This is a genomic window from Leucobacter komagatae (assembly GCF_000834055.1).
Lineage (GTDB): Bacteria > Actinomycetota > Actinomycetes > Actinomycetales > Microbacteriaceae > Leucobacter > Leucobacter komagatae_A.
Genome location: NZ_JXSQ01000012.1, coordinates 84567 through 100776, shown reverse-complemented (window position 1 = coordinate 100776; position 16210 = coordinate 84567). Strand labels below are relative to the sequence as shown.

General features: G+C 64.6%; 15 protein-coding genes. 3 read left to right on the top strand and 12 right to left on the bottom strand.

Annotation, left to right across the window (positions count from 1 at the left end):
- On the bottom strand, positions 1-441 hold a 441-nt coding region (locus tag SD72_RS10100), incomplete at its 3' end, for a sodium:solute symporter family transporter (protein ID WP_420038425.1).
- 207 nt (positions 442-648) lie between these two features.
- Here SD72_RS10100 and SD72_RS10095 point away from each other — a divergent pair.
- Entirely contained in the window at positions 649-1818 is a 1170-nt protein-coding gene (locus SD72_RS10095) for a PucR family transcriptional regulator (protein ID WP_042544322.1), read from the top strand.
- A gap of 94 nt (positions 1819-1912) precedes the next feature.
- Complete coding sequence (locus tag SD72_RS10090; protein ID WP_042544321.1) at positions 1913-2347, top strand: TFIIB-type zinc ribbon-containing protein; 435 nt, start codon at positions 1913-1915, stop codon at positions 2345-2347.
- Positions 2348-2455: 108 nt separating this feature from the next.
- Here SD72_RS10090 and SD72_RS10085 read toward each other — a convergent pair whose 3' ends face one another.
- Positions 2456-4180, bottom strand: a complete 1725-nt coding sequence (locus SD72_RS10085) for a long-chain-fatty-acid--CoA ligase (RefSeq protein ID WP_042544320.1) — start codon at positions 4178-4180, stop codon at positions 2456-2458.
- Positions 4181-4324: 144 nt separating this feature from the next.
- On the opposite strand from SD72_RS10085, the gene SD72_RS10080 reads away from it, so the two are divergent.
- Positions 4325-5548: an MFS transporter gene (locus SD72_RS10080; RefSeq protein WP_042544319.1), complete on the top strand. Its 1224-nt coding sequence runs from the start codon at positions 4325-4327 to the stop codon at positions 5546-5548.
- 53 nt (positions 5549-5601) lie between these two features.
- On the opposite strand, the gene SD72_RS10075 is transcribed toward SD72_RS10080, so the two are convergent.
- The 10 genes from SD72_RS10075 to nrdF form a co-directional block, all read right to left on the bottom strand.
- Entirely contained in the window at positions 5602-6378 is a 777-nt protein-coding gene (locus SD72_RS10075; protein ID WP_042544318.1) for an isocitrate lyase/PEP mutase family protein, read from the bottom strand.
- A gap of 80 nt (positions 6379-6458) precedes the next feature.
- Entirely contained in the window at positions 6459-7475 is a 1017-nt protein-coding gene (locus tag SD72_RS10070) for a LacI family DNA-binding transcriptional regulator (RefSeq protein WP_084767107.1), read from the bottom strand.
- A gap of 5 nt (positions 7476-7480) precedes the next feature.
- Positions 7481-7777, bottom strand: a complete 297-nt coding sequence (locus SD72_RS10065; protein ID WP_198141933.1) for a muconolactone Delta-isomerase — start codon at positions 7775-7777, stop codon at positions 7481-7483.
- Positions 7774-9348: a phytoene desaturase family protein gene (locus SD72_RS10060; RefSeq protein ID WP_042544316.1), complete on the bottom strand. Its 1575-nt coding sequence runs from the start codon at positions 9346-9348 to the stop codon at positions 7774-7776. The genes SD72_RS10065 and SD72_RS10060 overlap by 4 nt, the downstream gene beginning before the upstream one ends.
- Positions 9345-10373: a membrane dipeptidase gene (locus SD72_RS10055; RefSeq protein WP_232299719.1), complete on the bottom strand. Its 1029-nt coding sequence runs from the start codon at positions 10371-10373 to the stop codon at positions 9345-9347. The genes SD72_RS10060 and SD72_RS10055 overlap by 4 nt, the downstream gene beginning before the upstream one ends.
- A 35-nt stretch (positions 10374-10408) precedes the next feature.
- Positions 10409-11914, bottom strand: coding sequence for an aldehyde dehydrogenase family protein (locus SD72_RS10050; protein WP_042544315.1), 1506 nt, complete (start codon positions 11912-11914; stop codon positions 10409-10411).
- A gap of 35 nt (positions 11915-11949) precedes the next feature.
- Positions 11950-12795, bottom strand: coding sequence for an ABC transporter permease (locus SD72_RS10045; protein WP_084767103.1), 846 nt, complete (start codon positions 12793-12795; stop codon positions 11950-11952).
- Between the two features lie 4 nt (positions 12796-12799).
- On the bottom strand, positions 12800-13615 hold the full coding sequence (locus SD72_RS10040; RefSeq protein WP_042544314.1) for an ABC transporter ATP-binding protein: 816 nt from the start codon (positions 13613-13615) through the stop codon (positions 12800-12802).
- Positions 13608-14651: an ABC transporter substrate-binding protein gene (locus SD72_RS10035; protein ID WP_198141932.1), complete on the bottom strand. Its 1044-nt coding sequence runs from the start codon at positions 14649-14651 to the stop codon at positions 13608-13610. The genes SD72_RS10040 and SD72_RS10035 overlap by 8 nt, the downstream gene beginning before the upstream one ends.
- A gap of 531 nt (positions 14652-15182) precedes the next feature.
- Positions 15183-16151, bottom strand: coding sequence for a class 1b ribonucleoside-diphosphate reductase subunit beta (nrdF, locus tag SD72_RS10030; protein ID WP_042544312.1), 969 nt, complete (start codon positions 16149-16151; stop codon positions 15183-15185).
- Positions 16152-16210 lie beyond the last annotated feature (59 nt).

Genomic DNA, 16210 nt, shown 5'->3' with positions numbered 1-16210 from the left:
GAAGACGAGCGCGAGCGACTGCAGGCCGAGCACGATCCACGGGATCGTCGATACGATGCCGATGACCGATGCGACGACCCGTACGGAGCGTGAGCGGTAGCGCAGCGCAAGCAGGTCTGACTGTGTGCCGAGATTGAAGCGCTTGCCCCAGCGGAACACCGGCTTTGACAGCGCGAGCATGAGTAGCACGCCGAGCAGTGCGTACGCGAGCAGGTAATAGCCGACGATGCCGCTGAGCGCTGCGAGCCCGGCGAACGAAATGAACACGGTCCCCGGGAGGAAGGTGTTGATGAATGCCATGGTGCCGTAGAACGGGCCAAACGACCTGCCGGCAGTCGCGTAGTCGCTGAAGCTCGCGTCACGCTTCTTTCCGCGTTCCATCACCACGATTGTGAGGAGCAAGAAGAGCGCTATGCCCCCGAATCCAATCACCATATTCATGCCGTATGACCCTCCTTGGTCCAAGGTACAGAAATTCCGTCACAGGCGAGCACGCCGCCGTGGCACGCGCCGCCGCAGCTCCGACCGACCATGGCCGCTCGCTGCGAGGCGCAACCCATCTAGCTTTGCAGGGTAGACGCCCGCGAAAAGCTCAGTTTTGCCACCGAAAACCGGTGATTATTGTGCATTTGCACATAAACTGGTGCCATGGTCGACTCGCCAGAGCGCACGCTCCTCGCCACCCCAGTCGCGGGAGACCACCGGCGATGGCAGCGACTCATTAACGAGCTCAACCCCGACGAGCTCACCGAAACCTTCCTCACCCGGGTCGCTCTCATCCCCGGCTACGATCCTTCACCCGTGCCGCTCGGTGAGCTCCGCCGCACGGGGCGACTCACCTTCCGCGCACTCCTCGACGAGCTCGCCTCTGACGAGGAGCCTGGCGCGATCGCCATCGCGCACGAGATCGGCGTCTCCCGCGCACGTTCCGGGGTCGCGATCGACGCGCTCGTGACCGCGATCCGGCAGGATTTCACCGTGCTGTGGGAGTCACTCACGCGCATCGCACGTGCGAGCGACGCCGAACTCATCGTCCGCCACACCGGGAACGTGCTCTCCACCGTCGAGGCATTCGCTACCCAGACCCAGTCGGCCTACGTCGCTGAACGCCAGCGGATGCGCGACGCGGAGGCCTCGGTTCGGCGCGGCCTCATCGCCACCGTGTTTCAAGACCCCGCACCGAGCACCGAGCAACTCACCCGCATCGCTGCCGACCTCGGGCTCCCCTTCACCGCCCCGCTCGCGGTCGCCGCGGCGACGGGCGAAGACATCCCAGCCCTGCGGGTACTCATCGCAGAGTTCGACCGCGCAGGCGACGCGGTGTTCACTCACCACCTCGGCGACGCGCTCATCATGTTTCGCAGGGACACCCGCCTGCCAGGGACGCGCACCGAGCACCTCGCTCAGGACCTCTTCTCGCTGCGCGTCGGGGTCGGGCAGGCAGACGGCGTCGGCGAGCTCCGGGCCGCGGCGCTCACCGCTCGGGACCTCAGCAGGCTTCTCGCCGCGGGCGAGACCGGGGCTATGACCTGGAGGCGCGGGTGGGCGCGCCTCGCGGCAGGGCACCTGCTCAGCTCAGGAAATTCCATCCTTGCCGACGTGCGCGGCGCACTCGATGCTTGCGGCCCGGCGGAGCGCGTACGCCTCGAGGAGGCGGCGCGCAGCTACCTCGCGACCGGTAGCGTCGCGGAATCAGCCGCCGAGCTCTTCTGCCACCGCAACACCCTGTCCAATCGACTCCGCAGGTTCGCCGAACTCACCGGCGTCGACCCGACGATTCCCGCTGAAGCCGCCAGGTTAGTGGTCGGGTGGGCATAGCCGCCTTGCCGTCCCCCGCGGCGCTGGCTGAGAACACGCCCTGAAATGCGGGTGTCACAGGCCCCGCCGCATCGGGAACCCTAATGTAAGAAACATGAACTGCCCTAGTGACGGAACCACCCTGCTCATGAGTGAGCGACAGGGAATCGAAATCGACTATTGCCCACAGTGCCGCGGCATCTGGCTCGACCGCGGCGAGCTCGACAAGATCCTTGAGCGCGCCCAGGCGGAAGCGGAGGCGTTCACTGCCCAGCAGGCTCCCCAGCAGGCTCCCCAGCACCAGGCCCCGCAGGCACCGCAGCCGCCGGTCGTTCCGCAGGCAGCTCCCCCGGTCGCTGGCCAGTACCAGCAACCGGTGCCGCCGCAGCCATACGGCTACGGCGAGCGCGGCTACGATGAGCGACGCGGCTACGATGCCCGCGACGCAAAGCCGCGCTACGACGACCGCGGGCGCAGCGGCTACGGCGACCCCCGCGCCCGCAAGAAGAAGAGCCCATTCGAATTCCTCGGCGACATCTTCGATTCCTAAGCACACGCAGCGCCAGCGATTGCGCCAAGCACTGCACCCCGCCCGATACCGGGCGGGGTGCAGTGCTTGAGTGGCCGTGCGCGCCCGGGGCGCGGGCGGGTGTGGCTCCTATGCCTCCGGATCCACCGCTGGCGCGCGGACCGCGGTGCGATCGGCGACGAGGGTGTCCCGCACCGTGCGGCGGAGCACCTTGCCGATGAGTGACTTCGGCAGCTCCTCCCACACGAGGTAGCTGCTCGGACGCTTGAACTCCGCGAGCTGCTCGCGGGCGGCCTCACGCGCTGCGTCCTCGTCGAACGAAGCACCGTCGTCGAGCACGACAACAGCGGTCACCACCTCAGCACCCCCGCCGCGGGCGATGCCGACGACCGCGGACTCCGCGACGCCAGGAACCGTGTTCACGACCCGCTCGACCTCGCTCGGGGAGACGTTGAAGCCGCCCGTGATGATGAGTTCCTTCTTGCGATCCACAACGGTGACGAAACCGTCGTCATCCTGCACGACGAGATCGCCCGTGCGCAGCCAGCCGCCGTCAAGGAGGGCCGCCGCGGTCTCGTCTGGCCGGTTCCAGTAGCCCTGGAACACCTGCGGGCCGGCGATGAGCAGCTCCCCGACCTCGCCGAGGGCGACCTCGCGGGTCGGCTCCTCGGGGTCGACGACGCGGATGTCCGTCGAGGGGAACGGGATGCCGATCGCGCCAATGCGCCTGGCGTCGCTGAAGGGGTTCGCGAGGGCAACGGGGCTCGTCTCGGTGAGGCCGTAGCCCTCGTTGAGCATGCTGCCCGCGAGCGCCTCCCAGCGCTTCACGACCGCTGGGGTGAGCGTCATCGCACCGGAGATCGCGTAGACGACGCCCGTGAGGTCGAGCTTGCCGTCGCGGGCGACGCGGGCGAGCCGGTCAAACATCGGCGGCACCGCTGGCACGAACGTCGGCGGGAAGCGCTTCGCGGCCTGCGACACGAGCTCGGGGTCGAAGGTGGGGAAGAGCACCGCGCGCGAGCCCGTCTCGATCGAGTAGATGATTGAGAGCAGCACGCCGAACGAGTGGAACATGGGCAGCAGCCCGTAAATGCTTCCCTCGCCGCGGGTGAAGTCGGGCATCCAGGCTGCACCCTGCCGGGCGTTCGCCCACAGGTTGCCGTGCGAGATCATCGCACCCTTCGGGGTGCCCGTCGTGCCAGAGGTGTACTGCAGGCAGGCAATGTCGTCGCGGCCGGGGCGCGGGTGGCTCGCGGCGAGCGGCCGCGCCTTCTCGAGCTCGGCGAACTGGATCGCGCCAGTCGTCGGGCCGGTGAGCTTCTCGCGCGAGGCCCGCGCCTTCGCGATCGGGAGGCGCAGGGCCGCGCGGGTCGCGAACGGCATCGCGCGCGTCACATCGACGGCGACGATGGTGCGGATCCCGAGCTCCTGTGGAAGCGATTGCACCGTCGGAACCATCTTGTCCCAGGCGATCACGACCTCCGCCCCGTGGTCGCGGAACTGCGTCTCGAGCTCGCCGCGCGTGTACAGCGGGTTGTGCTCAACGACGATCGCGCCGAGCCGCAGCACGGCGTAGAACGCGACGACGTGCTGGGGCGCGTTCGGCATGATGAGCGCGACGCGATCCCCCGCGCCGACCCCGAGGTCGGCGAGGCCCTGCGCGACGCGGGCGACCCGCTCGCCGAGCTCGCGGTAGGTGACGGTGCGGCCGAAGAAGCTGATCGCGTCGCGATCGGACCACTGCGCGACGCGCTCATCAAGCAGGTCGACGAGCGACCCGGTCACCGGTTCAATGTCGACCGGGGTGCCCTTGGCGTAGAACCGGTTCCACGCGCGTGTTTCGTTGGGGTGCATGATTCTAAGCGTAGTCGCAGCTGCGGGGGCGATCGTGGAGGGGCACAATGGCTCCCAAGCGCCCCGGGTCGCGGGTGCGGCTTCCCGCCCGCTCCGGCCACCAGTTGCACGCTGCCATCCGCTCACGTTTCGAACGAGGACACCATGGCTCACCCGCCGAAACACACCGCCCCGCTGGGGTACTGGCTCACCCTACTGACGGTCTTCACCGCGTTGGCGTTGGCCGCCATTCCCTCGCCACTGTACGACGTCTGGCGCGCTGAAATGAGGTTCTCGATTGGGATGCAGAGCGTCATCTTCGGCGTCTACGCGATCACGCTCATCCCGGCGTTGCTCGTCGGCTCGAGGCTGAGCGCCGCGGGAGCTCACGCGGAGTGGTACCTGCTCGTTTCCGGCCTGACCGCCTGCGTTCTTGCGAGCACGGTATTCATGTGGGCGTCGACGCCTGGACTGCTCGTCGCGGGTAGGGGGCTACAGGGCGTCGCCGTCGGGCTCGTGAATGCCGCCGCCACCAACGCGGCACTCCGGCTCGAGCCCCGAAGGGATTCCCGTCGCGCCTCCGTTGCCACCGCTGTTTCCGTTGCCGCAGGCCTGGCCGCAGGCGCGCTGGGCTCCGGGGTGCTGGCGGAGTTCACCGCGCGGCCGACGCGCCTCGCCTTCATGGTTCATATTGGCGTGACCGTCGTCGTGCTCGTGCTGCTCCTGATATTCCGCTCGACCGTGACCCGGCCAGCCCACGCGCAGCTGGCCGGGCACACCGCACCATTGGCCTTCCAGTGGTCCGCCCCGCTCTTCACCATGTGCTGCGTGTCGGTCATGGCCGCCTGGGCCCTCGGAGCGACGTTTTTGGCGGTCGGACCGAGCTACGCTGGCGAGCTACTCACGACGAGCAGCTTTCTTGTCACGGGCGGAACGGTTGCGGTCCTGTTCGCGTTCGCCTGCGCCGCTGAGGTCGGTGCGTTCTACCTCGACGACCGCCGCAACCTGACGGCGGGACTCGGAAGCCTCGCATTGGGCGCCACGGCCACAAGCCTGTCCTTCTTCGTGCAGCATCCGGTTGTCCTCGGCATCGGCGCGATCTTCTCTGGCGCAGGCCTTGGGCTCGTTTTCGTCTCCACGCTCGCTATTGTGAACGGCACAGCTCCGCAGCACCAGCGTCGTAGGTACACCGCGATATTCCTGTGCCTGCTGTTTCTCGCGAACTCGCTCCCCGTGATGGCCCTCGGTAGAGTTGCCGACGTTATCGGTCTGCCTGCGGCAATCGCGTGGTTTGCCGGGGCGATAGTGCTCTGCGCAGTCACCCTGCTCGCGCTCTTCCGACGGCCTACACTCAGGGCGCTACCGCAGGCGGCACGCTCGCGCGGCTAGAGCGGCGGCACTCAGCGCTCTGCGCGGCGTGTGCGGCGTGCGCGGCGCTGGCCTCAGTTCAGTTCGCGCACCGTGGCGGGGATGGCACCGTCGCGGTAAAGATCACTCGCGAGATCCTGGAACGCGGTGAGCGCGACCCGCTGCGTCATCGGGCCGTAGGAGATACGGGCGACGCCCAGCTCCTCGTACTCGCGCGCGGTGAGCGCACCGGGGAGGCCGATCACGCTGATCTTGCGTTCGCCGATGCCCGCGACGAGCTTGCGCGTGGTGTCAGCGTCGAGCACACCTGGCACAAACACGATGTCTGCGCCGGCCGCGAGGTAGGCGCGGCCACGCTCGATAGCGTCAGCGATGGATTCGTCGAGCGGCCTGTCACCCCCGCGCACGAGCGCGTCAGTGCGAGCGTTCAGCACGAAGGGCACGCCCTCGGACTCACCCGCGGCGACCATTGCCTCCACGTCGGCAACGAACTCGGCAAGCGGCTTCAGGCGATCCTCAACGTTCGCGCCGACAGCGCCCTTGCCGATCGCACGGCGCACGGTCTCGCCAGCATCGCCGTAACCTGCGTCGAGGTCGGCACTCACCGGCAGGTCACCTGCGGCCTCAACGATGCGCCCGATCATGTCGAGCGTCAGCTCAAGCGGGATCTCCCCGTCGGGGTACCCGAAGGTCGCCGCGATGGAGTGCCCAGCGGTCGCGATTGCGCGCGTCTCTGGCAGGTCAACGACGGCCTTCGTGGAAATCGCATCCCACACGTTGACGACGCGAAGAATTTCGGGGGCTGCGTGCAGTTCGGAGAGGCGCTGAGCCTTCGTAAGTTGTGTGCTCATGGCACCACGCTAGCAATCCCTGCCGCCCGGCGATAGACGCTCACAGCGGGTCAACAGTTAACCCGAGCATCACAGGGCGCTCAGCCGCCAGTGGACTCCCTGTGCACAATCTTGCGCTGGAGTTTCGGGCCAACGTCTACGTGTCCGCCTTCGATACGGGCAAGGAGGGCCCGCACGACGCGCTCAGCAACACCACCAACGTCGCCGCTGAGCGATGAGAGTGAAGGGGTGAGATACGGGAGCATATCGACGTCGCCATAGCCGATCACCATCATGTCCTCCGGCACACGCACCCCAAGCTCGCTCAGCGCTCTGCAGGCTCCGAGAGCGAGCTCGTCGTTGACACAGAAAATGGTCCCGAACCTTGCCAGCGCTCCCGCCCTTGCCTGGACTTCACGGTAACCAACAGAGAAATCCATGCCCGCGTCGAGAGCCACCAACTCCGATCCAGCCAGCAGATCGGGGAACTGTGAGAGGGCCCGTTCCACGCCGATGCGACGTTCCTCGCTGAGATACGAGGAGGCTGCCTCGCCCAGAAAGAGCACGGGCTTTGGGCGTCTCCCGAGGAGCTCGAGAATCGCCTGCTCAGATGCCGCGACATCATCAAACGCCACAGTCGTCCACCCGGCACCAGGAAGTTCCTGGCCGATCACCACGAGCGGGACCGTTCCGGCCATCCGGTCAAGCGCAGCGCGCACTTCGTCGCCGTCGATGCGGTCACCGGTGGCGAGCACCATCCCAGCGAGCCGCAGCCGCCTGGCGCTCTCCGTGTGCTCGATGAGCACTGATTCCGAGTGTTCAAGATCGTAAACGATGGTGGTGAAGCCCTGTTCGCGAATGGCGCGCCGTAGCTCCCGGATGAGCTTCACGTGCCAGGGCTGAGAGATGCTCGCAACAGCGATACCTATCGCGTCGTTGCGTCCCTTGCGAAGGCTCGCCGCGAACGCGTTCGGCGTATATCCCAGCCGCGCCACAACCTCGAGCACATGCTCGCGTGTGGCCCCGGTCACCGATTCCGCGCCGTTCAACACACGCGAGACGGTTGCGGTGGACACTCCCGCCTCGCGTGCGATGTCGACTACGCCCACTTGCTTCATTGTGTTCAAGTGTAGACGGGGTCAACGGGGTGCTGCGCGAGGGGATGCACGCTCACAGTCATGTACGGCCACACGGGGAGGTCACTGATGATCTGGTGCATCTGAGTTGCGTCACGCGCACGCCACAGCCCCCAGTTCTCCCTCCGCCCTGGCACCCGCCACATTCGTACAAGCGTTCCGGCTGCGGCCAACTCGGCAGCCATCTGACGTTCGTCGACCGAGAGCTGCGCAATCTTCTCCTCTGAGAGATCGCGCGGCCACTCGATCTGAATGTTCACCAAAAACTCGTTCATCTCGCTCATCGTGCAAATTCCCTATCCATGTTGAGTACCCGTGCAGCTGAGTTGCGGCCCGGAATTCCTGTGACGTAGCCGCCCGGCCAAGCGCCAGCACCCCCGAGAACGACACCTGACCCTTCCAGTGCCTCCGTGAAGGCCCGACCAGGGCGGCTGTTGAGCATGTCCGCTGGCAGCATGTCGCCGTGGGTGATGTTGCTCGCCGTCAAGCCAAACTCCGCTTCGAGGTCGTGCGGGCCAAGCCATCTCCTGTCGACGATGCAGTTCCTGAGCCCGGGAAAGGCGTTCTCGACCTGCGCGATGCACTGATCAGCGAACGCCGCACCATTGTCGCGCCAGTATGTCTCGCCAAGCGCGTGCGGCGCGTGCCAGACGTTCAGGCTCATCAAGTGCTTTCCCTCCGGCGCGATGCCTGGAGAACTTAGGCTCGGGATCAGCCCCCAAATAATTGGGCGTTGAGAAGGCGCCCCCGCGATACCGTCTTCGACGGCTCGCGTGATGTAGTCGGTGCTCGGTCCGATCCTGAACTGCGCTTCGAGCAGTGTTTGCAGCGGCACCTCCTGTGGCGCGTTGCCGATCTCTGGCAACCGGTCAAGGGCGAGGGCGAGCTTGAACGCCGACCCCTTCGGCGGGGCCGGCCGATCCACCTCTGGGCGCCAATCAGCGGGCAACATGCCAGCAAGCCGCGAGGGCTCTACGGCAGCGATCGTGGCATCCATCCCGGTGATGCGCTCACCCGACTCAAGCCGGACCCCGACAATCCGCCCATCCTCGTTTGTGTCGAGCTCGCGCACGCCGCTTCCTAGCTTGAACTCGACGCCGTGCGCGCGCGCCGAAGCAACCAGCGCGTCAATAATGGCCGACATCGACCCCTGGGGTAGCCCGACAGATCCTCGCAGCGGGGAGCTGCCGTTTCCCATTGGGTCAATGCTGCTCGACGCGCGAGCGATGGGGCGCAATAGCAAGCCAAACGCTGAACCGGCCGCGTCAGGGGATACCAGCTGCCCATTCAGGGCGAGCATCATCATGAGGCTTTTCGCTTCGTCGGACTCGAGCGCGGAGTCGAGAAGCTCACGCAACGAACCGTGCACAATGTCGCGCTCAAATTCCGAACGCCATGGGCTTTCGATTCCTTCAAGCACCGTGCCGAGTGATTCTGGCCGCCGCCACAGAGAAAGCCCTGCAGCAGCACCCAGCGCGTCCAACCGCGCGATGAGGTTTCGCTGCCTCGCGTATTCACCAGTCGCATAGGAGTCGAGTTGACGCTTCACCTCGTCTTGATCCCGCCATCCGACGAACAGCGAGTCCCCCATCGGATGCAGCAGGGTCACATCCGGCTTATGGAACCGCAACCCGTAGCGCTGCAGTTGCAGCTCCTCAAGCACTGTCCCCTCGAACGACCCCGGCGAGTTCGTCACTGATGAGGTAAACCCCGGGAAGTACTCATATCGCCCGACTACGCCGCCGAGCGACGGCCGCTGCTCCACCACGGTGACCCGCCAGCCAGCCAACGCGAGATAGTTCGCGGCGACGAGCCCGTTATGCCCGCCACCGATTACTACCGCATCACGCGTCACGGTGTCTGCCGATCAAACACCTCGCCGAACAGACGGATCCAGTTGCCCCCGAGTACCAGGTCGAGTTCGGTGGTGCCGAAGCCAGATTTCTCCATCGCCGCAACCATCGACGGGAATGCCTCTGGCGACGTAAACCATGCCGGCCATTCGACCACGGGAGCCTGCTCATCGATGGGGAACGGGCTTTCCCTGCCCCAACGCCCCATCCGCCACCACTTCACGGCTTCGATCCCGTATCCCGTATAGAAGTCGGTCCCGAGCGCAACGTGTTCCGCACCAAACTTGTCGACGCTCCAGGAGATCATGTCGACGAATTCCTGCTCAGTGGTGTGGATACCGTTCTTGAGCATCCTCACGTACGGGCTGAGCCCCACGACGCCGCCCCGCGCGACGAGCGCGTTGAGGACCTCGGTTGATTTCGGGCGACGCCCCAACTCAACTTCTGACCCGACAAATTCAATCGGGTTGGCATGCGTGACCGCTACCGGCGCACTGCTTGCCTCGATCGTGTCCAGGCAGGTCCGCTCCGAGCAGTGCGACAGGTCGATCAGCATCCCCACCTGGTTCAGTTCTCGCACGAACTGCCTGCCGACGTGGGTGGACAGGCCGCTGTCCTCGTTCTCCCAGCAGCCAGCGGCAATGCTGTTTTGCGTGTTGTAGGTGAGCTGCACGATGCGCACGCCCAGGTCGTGGAAGACCTGCACCAGTCGAATGTCGTCCTCGAGCGGTGCGGTGTTCTGGAACCCAAACACGACGGCGGTCCGACCCGAGGCCGCGATGGCCTGGATCTCCTCCGCTGTGCGTGCGAGCGCAACCAGGTCAGCATTCTCTGCAAACAAGTCGTTCCACTGGCCGATGACGCTGAGCGTTTCCCTCGCGGTCTCCCACACGGCGAGCGTGACATGCACACAGCCCACACGGCCAGCTTGCCACTCGAGGAAGCGCTCTCGAGACGGCTTGCTGTACTGGAGGCAATCCACAATGATTGCTGGGCTCGCCTGGCCCTGTCCGACAGTCGTATTCACTTTACGTTCTCCTTTTGTGTTGAGCATGGTGCGAGTTAGCGGATCCCGAATGGGTCTGCCGCGCGCCCGCTGTCCATAACGATTGCCTTCACCTGCTGAAATTCGCGGAGCCCCTCAATGCCGTTTTCCCGGCCAAGGCCCGATTGCTTGAACCCACCGAAGGGCGTTTCCCAATCCATTCCGCGGTAGCAGTTAACCCAGACCGTTCCTGCCTGGAGCCGCCGCGATACTCGCGCGATGCGGCGAGCATCCTGGGTCCAGAATCCTGCTGCCAGCCCGAACTCGGAGTCATTGGCCAGCTCGACCGCCGCCTCCTCATCCGCGAACTCCACGAGCGTGAGCACGGGACCGAAGACCTCTTCTCGCCAGATCGTCTCTGCCCCCTGCGTGCTCCGAAGCACGGTGGGCGCGAGCCAATACCCGCTTCTGAGTGGCGCCGCGAGATCTCCCGGCGCCGAGCCGCCGGAAAGCGTTTCAATTCCCTCGTCCGCCGCCTGGCGGAGCATCTCCTGGATTCGTTCCAACTGCTGCTGCGTCGCTATCGGCCCGAGATGCGTCGCAGGATCGCGCGGGTCGCCAACGCGCAACTGCTGCACGCGAGCCACGAGAGCGGCACTGAATTCCGCCGCGATGCCGCGCTGCACCAGCACGCGGGAGCCAGCGACGCAGGTTTGCCCGGAGCCGGAGAAGACTCCCTGAATTACCGCGGTCACCGCCTCCTCAATATCGGCGTCCTCAAACACGATGTGCGCTGACTTGCCTCCCGCCTCTGCAACGAACTTGGCAAGCCTGCCGCTAACCGCAGCGCCAACCCGCTGCGCCGCAGCCGTGCTCCCGGTAAACGACACCATGTCGATGCCCGGATGCTGCACGAGCGCATTCCCCACCTCTGCACCGCCCTGCACGACCTGTACTACGTCGCTTGGGAGCCCTGCGTCGGTGAGGATCTCGAGAAGCAGGAGCGTGGAGCCAGGGGAAGTGAGTGGGGGCTTCACAATAACCGAGTTGCCAGCGGCCAGGGCGGGAGCAAGCTTCCACGTGCCGAGCGAGAAGGCACCATTGAAGGGCGTGATGAGGCACACAACCCCCACCGGCTCGTGTTCAATCAAGGTGTGCTTAGTGTTCGAATTCCGAAAGTGTGACTCACGGAGCCCGCGCAGGAGGGCAGAGTAATACTGCCACCATCGCACGCCGGCGAGCACCTCAGCCTTCGTTGCTGCGACCGGTTTGCCGTTTGCCCTGGTTTCCAGTTCTGCCAGCTCGTCTGCCCGAGACTCGATGCCGCGCGAGATTGCGTCGAACAGGTCGGCACGCTCTGTGCGCGACCAGTCAGCCCAGCTTCGCCCAGCGAAGTTCAGGCGCGCCGCCTCGACAGCCTCGGAAGCGAAGCTACCGTCCCACGACACCGAACCCCAGGATTCACCTGTCGCCGGGTCAATCAGCTCCTCCGTCGTGCCACCGACCCGCTCTTCGCCTCGAATAATGGACCCGAATGTGCTGTCAAGGGATTGCAGACTCCCGGCCTGTGCTTGCTCGTGCATGTACGTCCTTTCAAATCAGGGCCAGCCAACCGGAGTTAGCGACGCCCCTGTCGGTTTCTGAGGAAGAGCCGCCCCAGCAGCTCGACTCCGTAGTAGAGGATCAAGCCCATCGCGGTGAGCACAACGAGGTCCGCGAAGAGCAACTCGGTTCGGAGGTTTCCCTGGGCGACAATGAGGAGGTATCCGAGACCGGAATCGCTTCCAACGAATTCCCCGACGATGGCGCCGACGATCGCGAACGCTACGGCGAGCTGGAGGCCCGTCAAGATGTGGGGAATCGCGCTTGGGAAGCGCAGGTAGCGAAAGACCTGCCACTTGCTTGCCCGCATCGAGTTGAGGAGATCAATAGAAGAAGCGTCGACGGACTTCATCCCCAAAGTGGCGTTGACCACCACGGGAAAGAACGCCATCACGAATGCGATGAGTGATGCTGTGGTGACTCCCGTACCGATCCAGACCACCATCAGTGGCGCGATGGCGACCTTTGGAATCACCTGCGATGCGACCAAGATCGGAAACATGGCTGCGCCGGCGAGCGGCCACATCACCATGACAATCGCGAGGGCAATGCCGACCACCACACTCAGCGCGAACCCGATCAGTGTTTCGAGCAGCGTCACCCCGGCGTGCCGCATGAGGAGGTCCCAGTTCTCGACCATTGACTGCGCAACCGCGCTTGGGGCCGGGAGCAGGAAGCGTGGGACTCCCGAGCTCCTCACCCCAACCTCCCACACAATCACGAGGGCCACGAGTGTGAGTACTGGCGCGATCCACGGCATTCGCGCAAGCCAGTGCGTTGTGCCGTTAGAACGGCCGCGCCGCTTCCCGCTGTCGGCGTGCCGCAGGGACACCGCCACGGTGGATTCCATTTGTTTGGACATCTGTCTACGCCTCCACTGGTTGCTGGGTGTTGTCGCGAAGCACACCGAGGGACTCGAACAGCGCCGTTACCTCGGCGACCTTTGAAACGAACGCCGGGTGCTGCCTGTGATGCAGTTGCCGCGGCTGTTGCTCGTCGATGGCAACTTCCGCGGCAATGCGTCCCGGGCGTGCGGACATGACGTAGATCCGGTCTGAAAGGAAGACCGCCTCGGGGATGGAGTGAGTGACAAACACGATGGTTGTGCCGGCCTTGGCCGCCAGCTCGGAGAGCTCAACGGAGATTTGGTCGCGAGTCATCGCGTCCAGTGCAGCGAAGGGTTCGTCCATGAGGAGCAGACGGGGCTGATGCAACAGCGCCCGGCAGATGCCAACGCGTTGCTTCATTCCGCCCGAGAGTTCGTGGGGGTAACTGTGCGCGAAATCTTGCAACCCCACCTGCTCGAGCAGGGCCTCAGCGCGCCGAATCGACTCTGGGTTCTTCTGCCCACGCACCTCTACTTGCAACAGGACGTTGTCGAGCACGGTGCGCCATGGCATCAGTAGGTCGCTCTGAAACACGACGCCAAGCTCGGGGTGAGCTTCGACCACACCCTCGCCGTCGATCCGAACACTCCCCTCGCTCGCCTGCTCGAGCCCTGCGATGAGGCGCAGCAGCGTTGTTTTTCCACAGCCACTCGGCCCCAGCAGCGAGACAAATTCTCCGGGCCGAACGTTCATCGTGACATCGCTCAGCGCAACCACTTCGGTAGCGCGACCGGCGTAGCGTTTACTCACGTGCTCGCACGTCACTGCGATCGGGGTTCGCTGTACCTCAGTCATTGGGGAGCACCTCGTTCGTGAACATCGTTGCCGTCTCGCGTTCGCCGTCGGCGCCGCCGAATTCGGTGAGGATCGCGACAGTACTCGCCCACTCTGCTTCGGTACTCTCGCCCCAGCCAGGCTCGCTCGGGTCTCCTACCAACGGGAGCCAGCCGTCGAGCTGCGCTTCGCAGTCCGCTTGCAGCAGTGCACCCTCAGATTTCCCCGACAACACAGCGCAGGCCGCCGCGGGGTCGGCTATCGTGAGCGCGAGTGCCTCCCGGTACGCAGCGAGGAAGCTCGTAATGGTTTCCGGTTCACGCTCCAGAAAGTCGTTGCCCGCCACGAAGCCGTGATCGAGCACGTCGAGACCCAGGTCTGAATAGGACATGCCCTCCGCAGTTGCGCCTTGACCCGCGGCATTGCTGATGTAGTAGTAGACCTGTCCGCTAATGGCATCGACCTCGCCCGTCATGAGTGCGGCGAACTTTCCGTTTGCTGGCAAGCTCACAATCTGCACATCGTTCTCGGAGATGTTGTTGGCTCGCAGAAAGGCACCGATGAGCGTCGAGTCGGAGCCTCCTGGCGTTGAGCCGATGCGCATGCCCTTTACGTCTTCCGCGCTGTCGAGTTTGGTTCCCTCTAAGACAGTGAGGCCGCTCGCGTTTCGATCCTGCACCTTCGCGACGGCCGTAACCGGCACATCCTGCAGCATTGACGCCACCGATGTGGAGAGGTCTGCCCAGGCTAGGTCAGTCTTAGCGGTGCCGACCTCGAGTAGCGCGTCACCGGATCCCCCTGGCATCGTGTGCTGAACGCTGAGGCCATGCTCTGCCCAGATCCCGTTCTCCTGTGCGAGCACGAAGGGGGCATGGTAGGCGACGTACGAGTTCCAATCCAGCGACAGGCTAACCGGAGCCAGGTCAGCTTCGCCCTCGGGACCGGATGCCCCGCCCGGCGCTGAGCTGGAACACGCGGCGAGCGTCGCCGTCGCGGAGAGCGCGACGAGCGTTGCGAGCATTCTGCGAGTGACAAGCGGCTTTCGTTGAGCGTGCATGCGAGATCCCCTTTGATTGCGACTGCGACTGTATGTAATCGTGTACATTGAGCCACATTACACACCCCGACAGGCCCCCGCAAGGCACTTCGCCGAAAAATGTAATGGATTACATTTCGGCGGCGTCTAATCACCTGGATTACGGAGAGCACATGAGGGTCCGGGCGGATCCGCCACAGAGCTTTGGTCGACGAGCCCGTCAAGCAGGTCAGCATGAGTCCGCCCCACTCGCATCACCAGCAGCCCGCAGACAAGCGGAACCCCTCATCCGCATGCACCTATTGGCAAGAACGAACATCAGTGCGTTGACCCTGGCGGCGAACGGGAGCGACAAATTGATGGCGCCCCTCAACACCCGCGTACGCCACATCGGGAGTCCCCGCGTAGCCCGTGCGCAGGCCCCACGAGGGCACCTGCCAACAGCTCTTCCCCGCCTTCGTTCTGGGCATACGAAAGCACCCCCGATCTGCGAGTATTCGCAGATCGGGGGTGCGCAGCGAGGCCGTGTTCAGGCCCGCAAGTCGAGAACCTCTAGAAGTCCCAGTCCTCGTCCTCGGTGGCCTCAGCCTTGCCGATGACGTACGAGGAGCCAGAGCCCGAGAAGAAGTCGTGGTTCTCGTCGGCGTTCGGCGAGAGCGCCGACAGGATGGCCGGGTTGACGTCGGTCATCTCCTTCGGGAACATCGGGTCGTAGCCGAGGTTCATGAGCGCCTTGTTCGCGTTGTAGTGCAGGAACTTCTTCACGTCCTCGGTGAGGCCCACGGGATCGTACAGATCCTGCGTGTAGAGGATCTCGTTCTCGTAGAGGTCGTAGAGCAGCGCAAGGGTGTACTCCTTGAGCTCTTCCTGACGCTCCGGCGTTTCCTTCGCGACGGCAATCTGGTACTTGTAACCGATGTAGTAGCCGTGCACGGCCTCGTCGCGAATGATGAGGCGGATCAGGTCTGCCGTGTTCGTGAGCTTCGCCTTCGACGACCAGTAGATCGGCAGGTAGAAGCCCGAGTAGAACAGGAACGACTCGAGCAGCGTCGAGGCAATCTTGCGCTTCAGCGGATCGTCGCCCTCGTAGTAGTCAACGATGATCTGCGCCTTCTTCTGCAGCGCAGCGTTCTCGGTCGACCACCGGAACGCGTCGTCGATCTCCTGCGTCGAGGCAAGCGTCGAGAAGATCGACGAGTAGCTCTTCGCGTGCACCGACTCCATGAACGCAATGTTCGTGTAGACGGCTTCCTCGTGCGGCGTGATTGCATCGGGGATGAGCGAAACTGCGCCAACGGTGCCCTGAATCGTGTCGAGCAGTGTCAGGCCGGTGAAGACGCGCATGGTGAGCAGCTGCTCGTCAGGCGTCAGCGTCGCCCACGACTGTACATCGTTCGAGAGCGGCACCTTCTCAGGGAGCCAGAAGTTGTTCACCAGACGATTCCAGACCTCAAGGTCCTTCTCGTCCTCGATGCGGTTCCAGTTGATAGCCTGCACGGCATGACCCAACTTGAAGTTCATTGCTTTTCCTCTGTGTCTTCTACGTCTGTGTCGTCTACGTCGATGTCGGTCTGCGCGCT

Bases quoted from the DNA above. Each gene is read 5' to 3' on its own strand.
- SD72_RS10095 (WP_042544322.1), top strand. From the start codon at position 649: ATGGTCGACTCGCCAGAGCGCACGCTCCTCGCCACCCCAGTCGCGGGA.
- SD72_RS10090 (WP_042544321.1), top strand. From the start codon at position 1,913: ATGAACTGCCCTAGTGACGGAACCACCCTGCTCATGAGTGAGCGACAG.
- SD72_RS10085 (WP_042544320.1), bottom strand. From the start codon at position 4,180: ATGCACCCCAACGAAACACGCGCGTGGAACCGGTTCTACGCCAAGGGC.
- SD72_RS10080 (WP_042544319.1), top strand. From the start codon at position 4,325: ATGGCTCACCCGCCGAAACACACCGCCCCGCTGGGGTACTGGCTCACC.
- SD72_RS10075 (WP_042544318.1), bottom strand. From the start codon at position 6,378: ATGAGCACACAACTTACGAAGGCTCAGCGCCTCTCCGAACTGCACGCA.
- SD72_RS10070 (WP_084767107.1), bottom strand. From the start codon at position 7,475: ATGAAGCAAGTGGGCGTAGTCGACATCGCACGCGAGGCGGGAGTGTCC.
- SD72_RS10065 (WP_198141933.1), bottom strand. From the start codon at position 7,777: ATGAGCGAGATGAACGAGTTTTTGGTGAACATTCAGATCGAGTGGCCG.
- SD72_RS10050 (WP_042544315.1), bottom strand. From the start codon at position 11,914: ATGCACGAGCAAGCACAGGCCGGGAGTCTGCAATCCCTTGACAGCACA.
- SD72_RS10045 (WP_084767103.1), bottom strand. From the start codon at position 12,795: ATGTCCAAACAAATGGAATCCACCGTGGCGGTGTCCCTGCGGCACGCC.
- SD72_RS10040 (WP_042544314.1), bottom strand. From the start codon at position 13,615: ATGACTGAGGTACAGCGAACCCCGATCGCAGTGACGTGCGAGCACGTG.
- SD72_RS10035 (WP_198141932.1), bottom strand. From the start codon at position 14,651: ATGCACGCTCAACGAAAGCCGCTTGTCACTCGCAGAATGCTCGCAACG.
- nrdF (WP_042544312.1), bottom strand. From the start codon at position 16,151: ATGAACTTCAAGTTGGGTCATGCCGTGCAGGCTATCAACTGGAACCGC.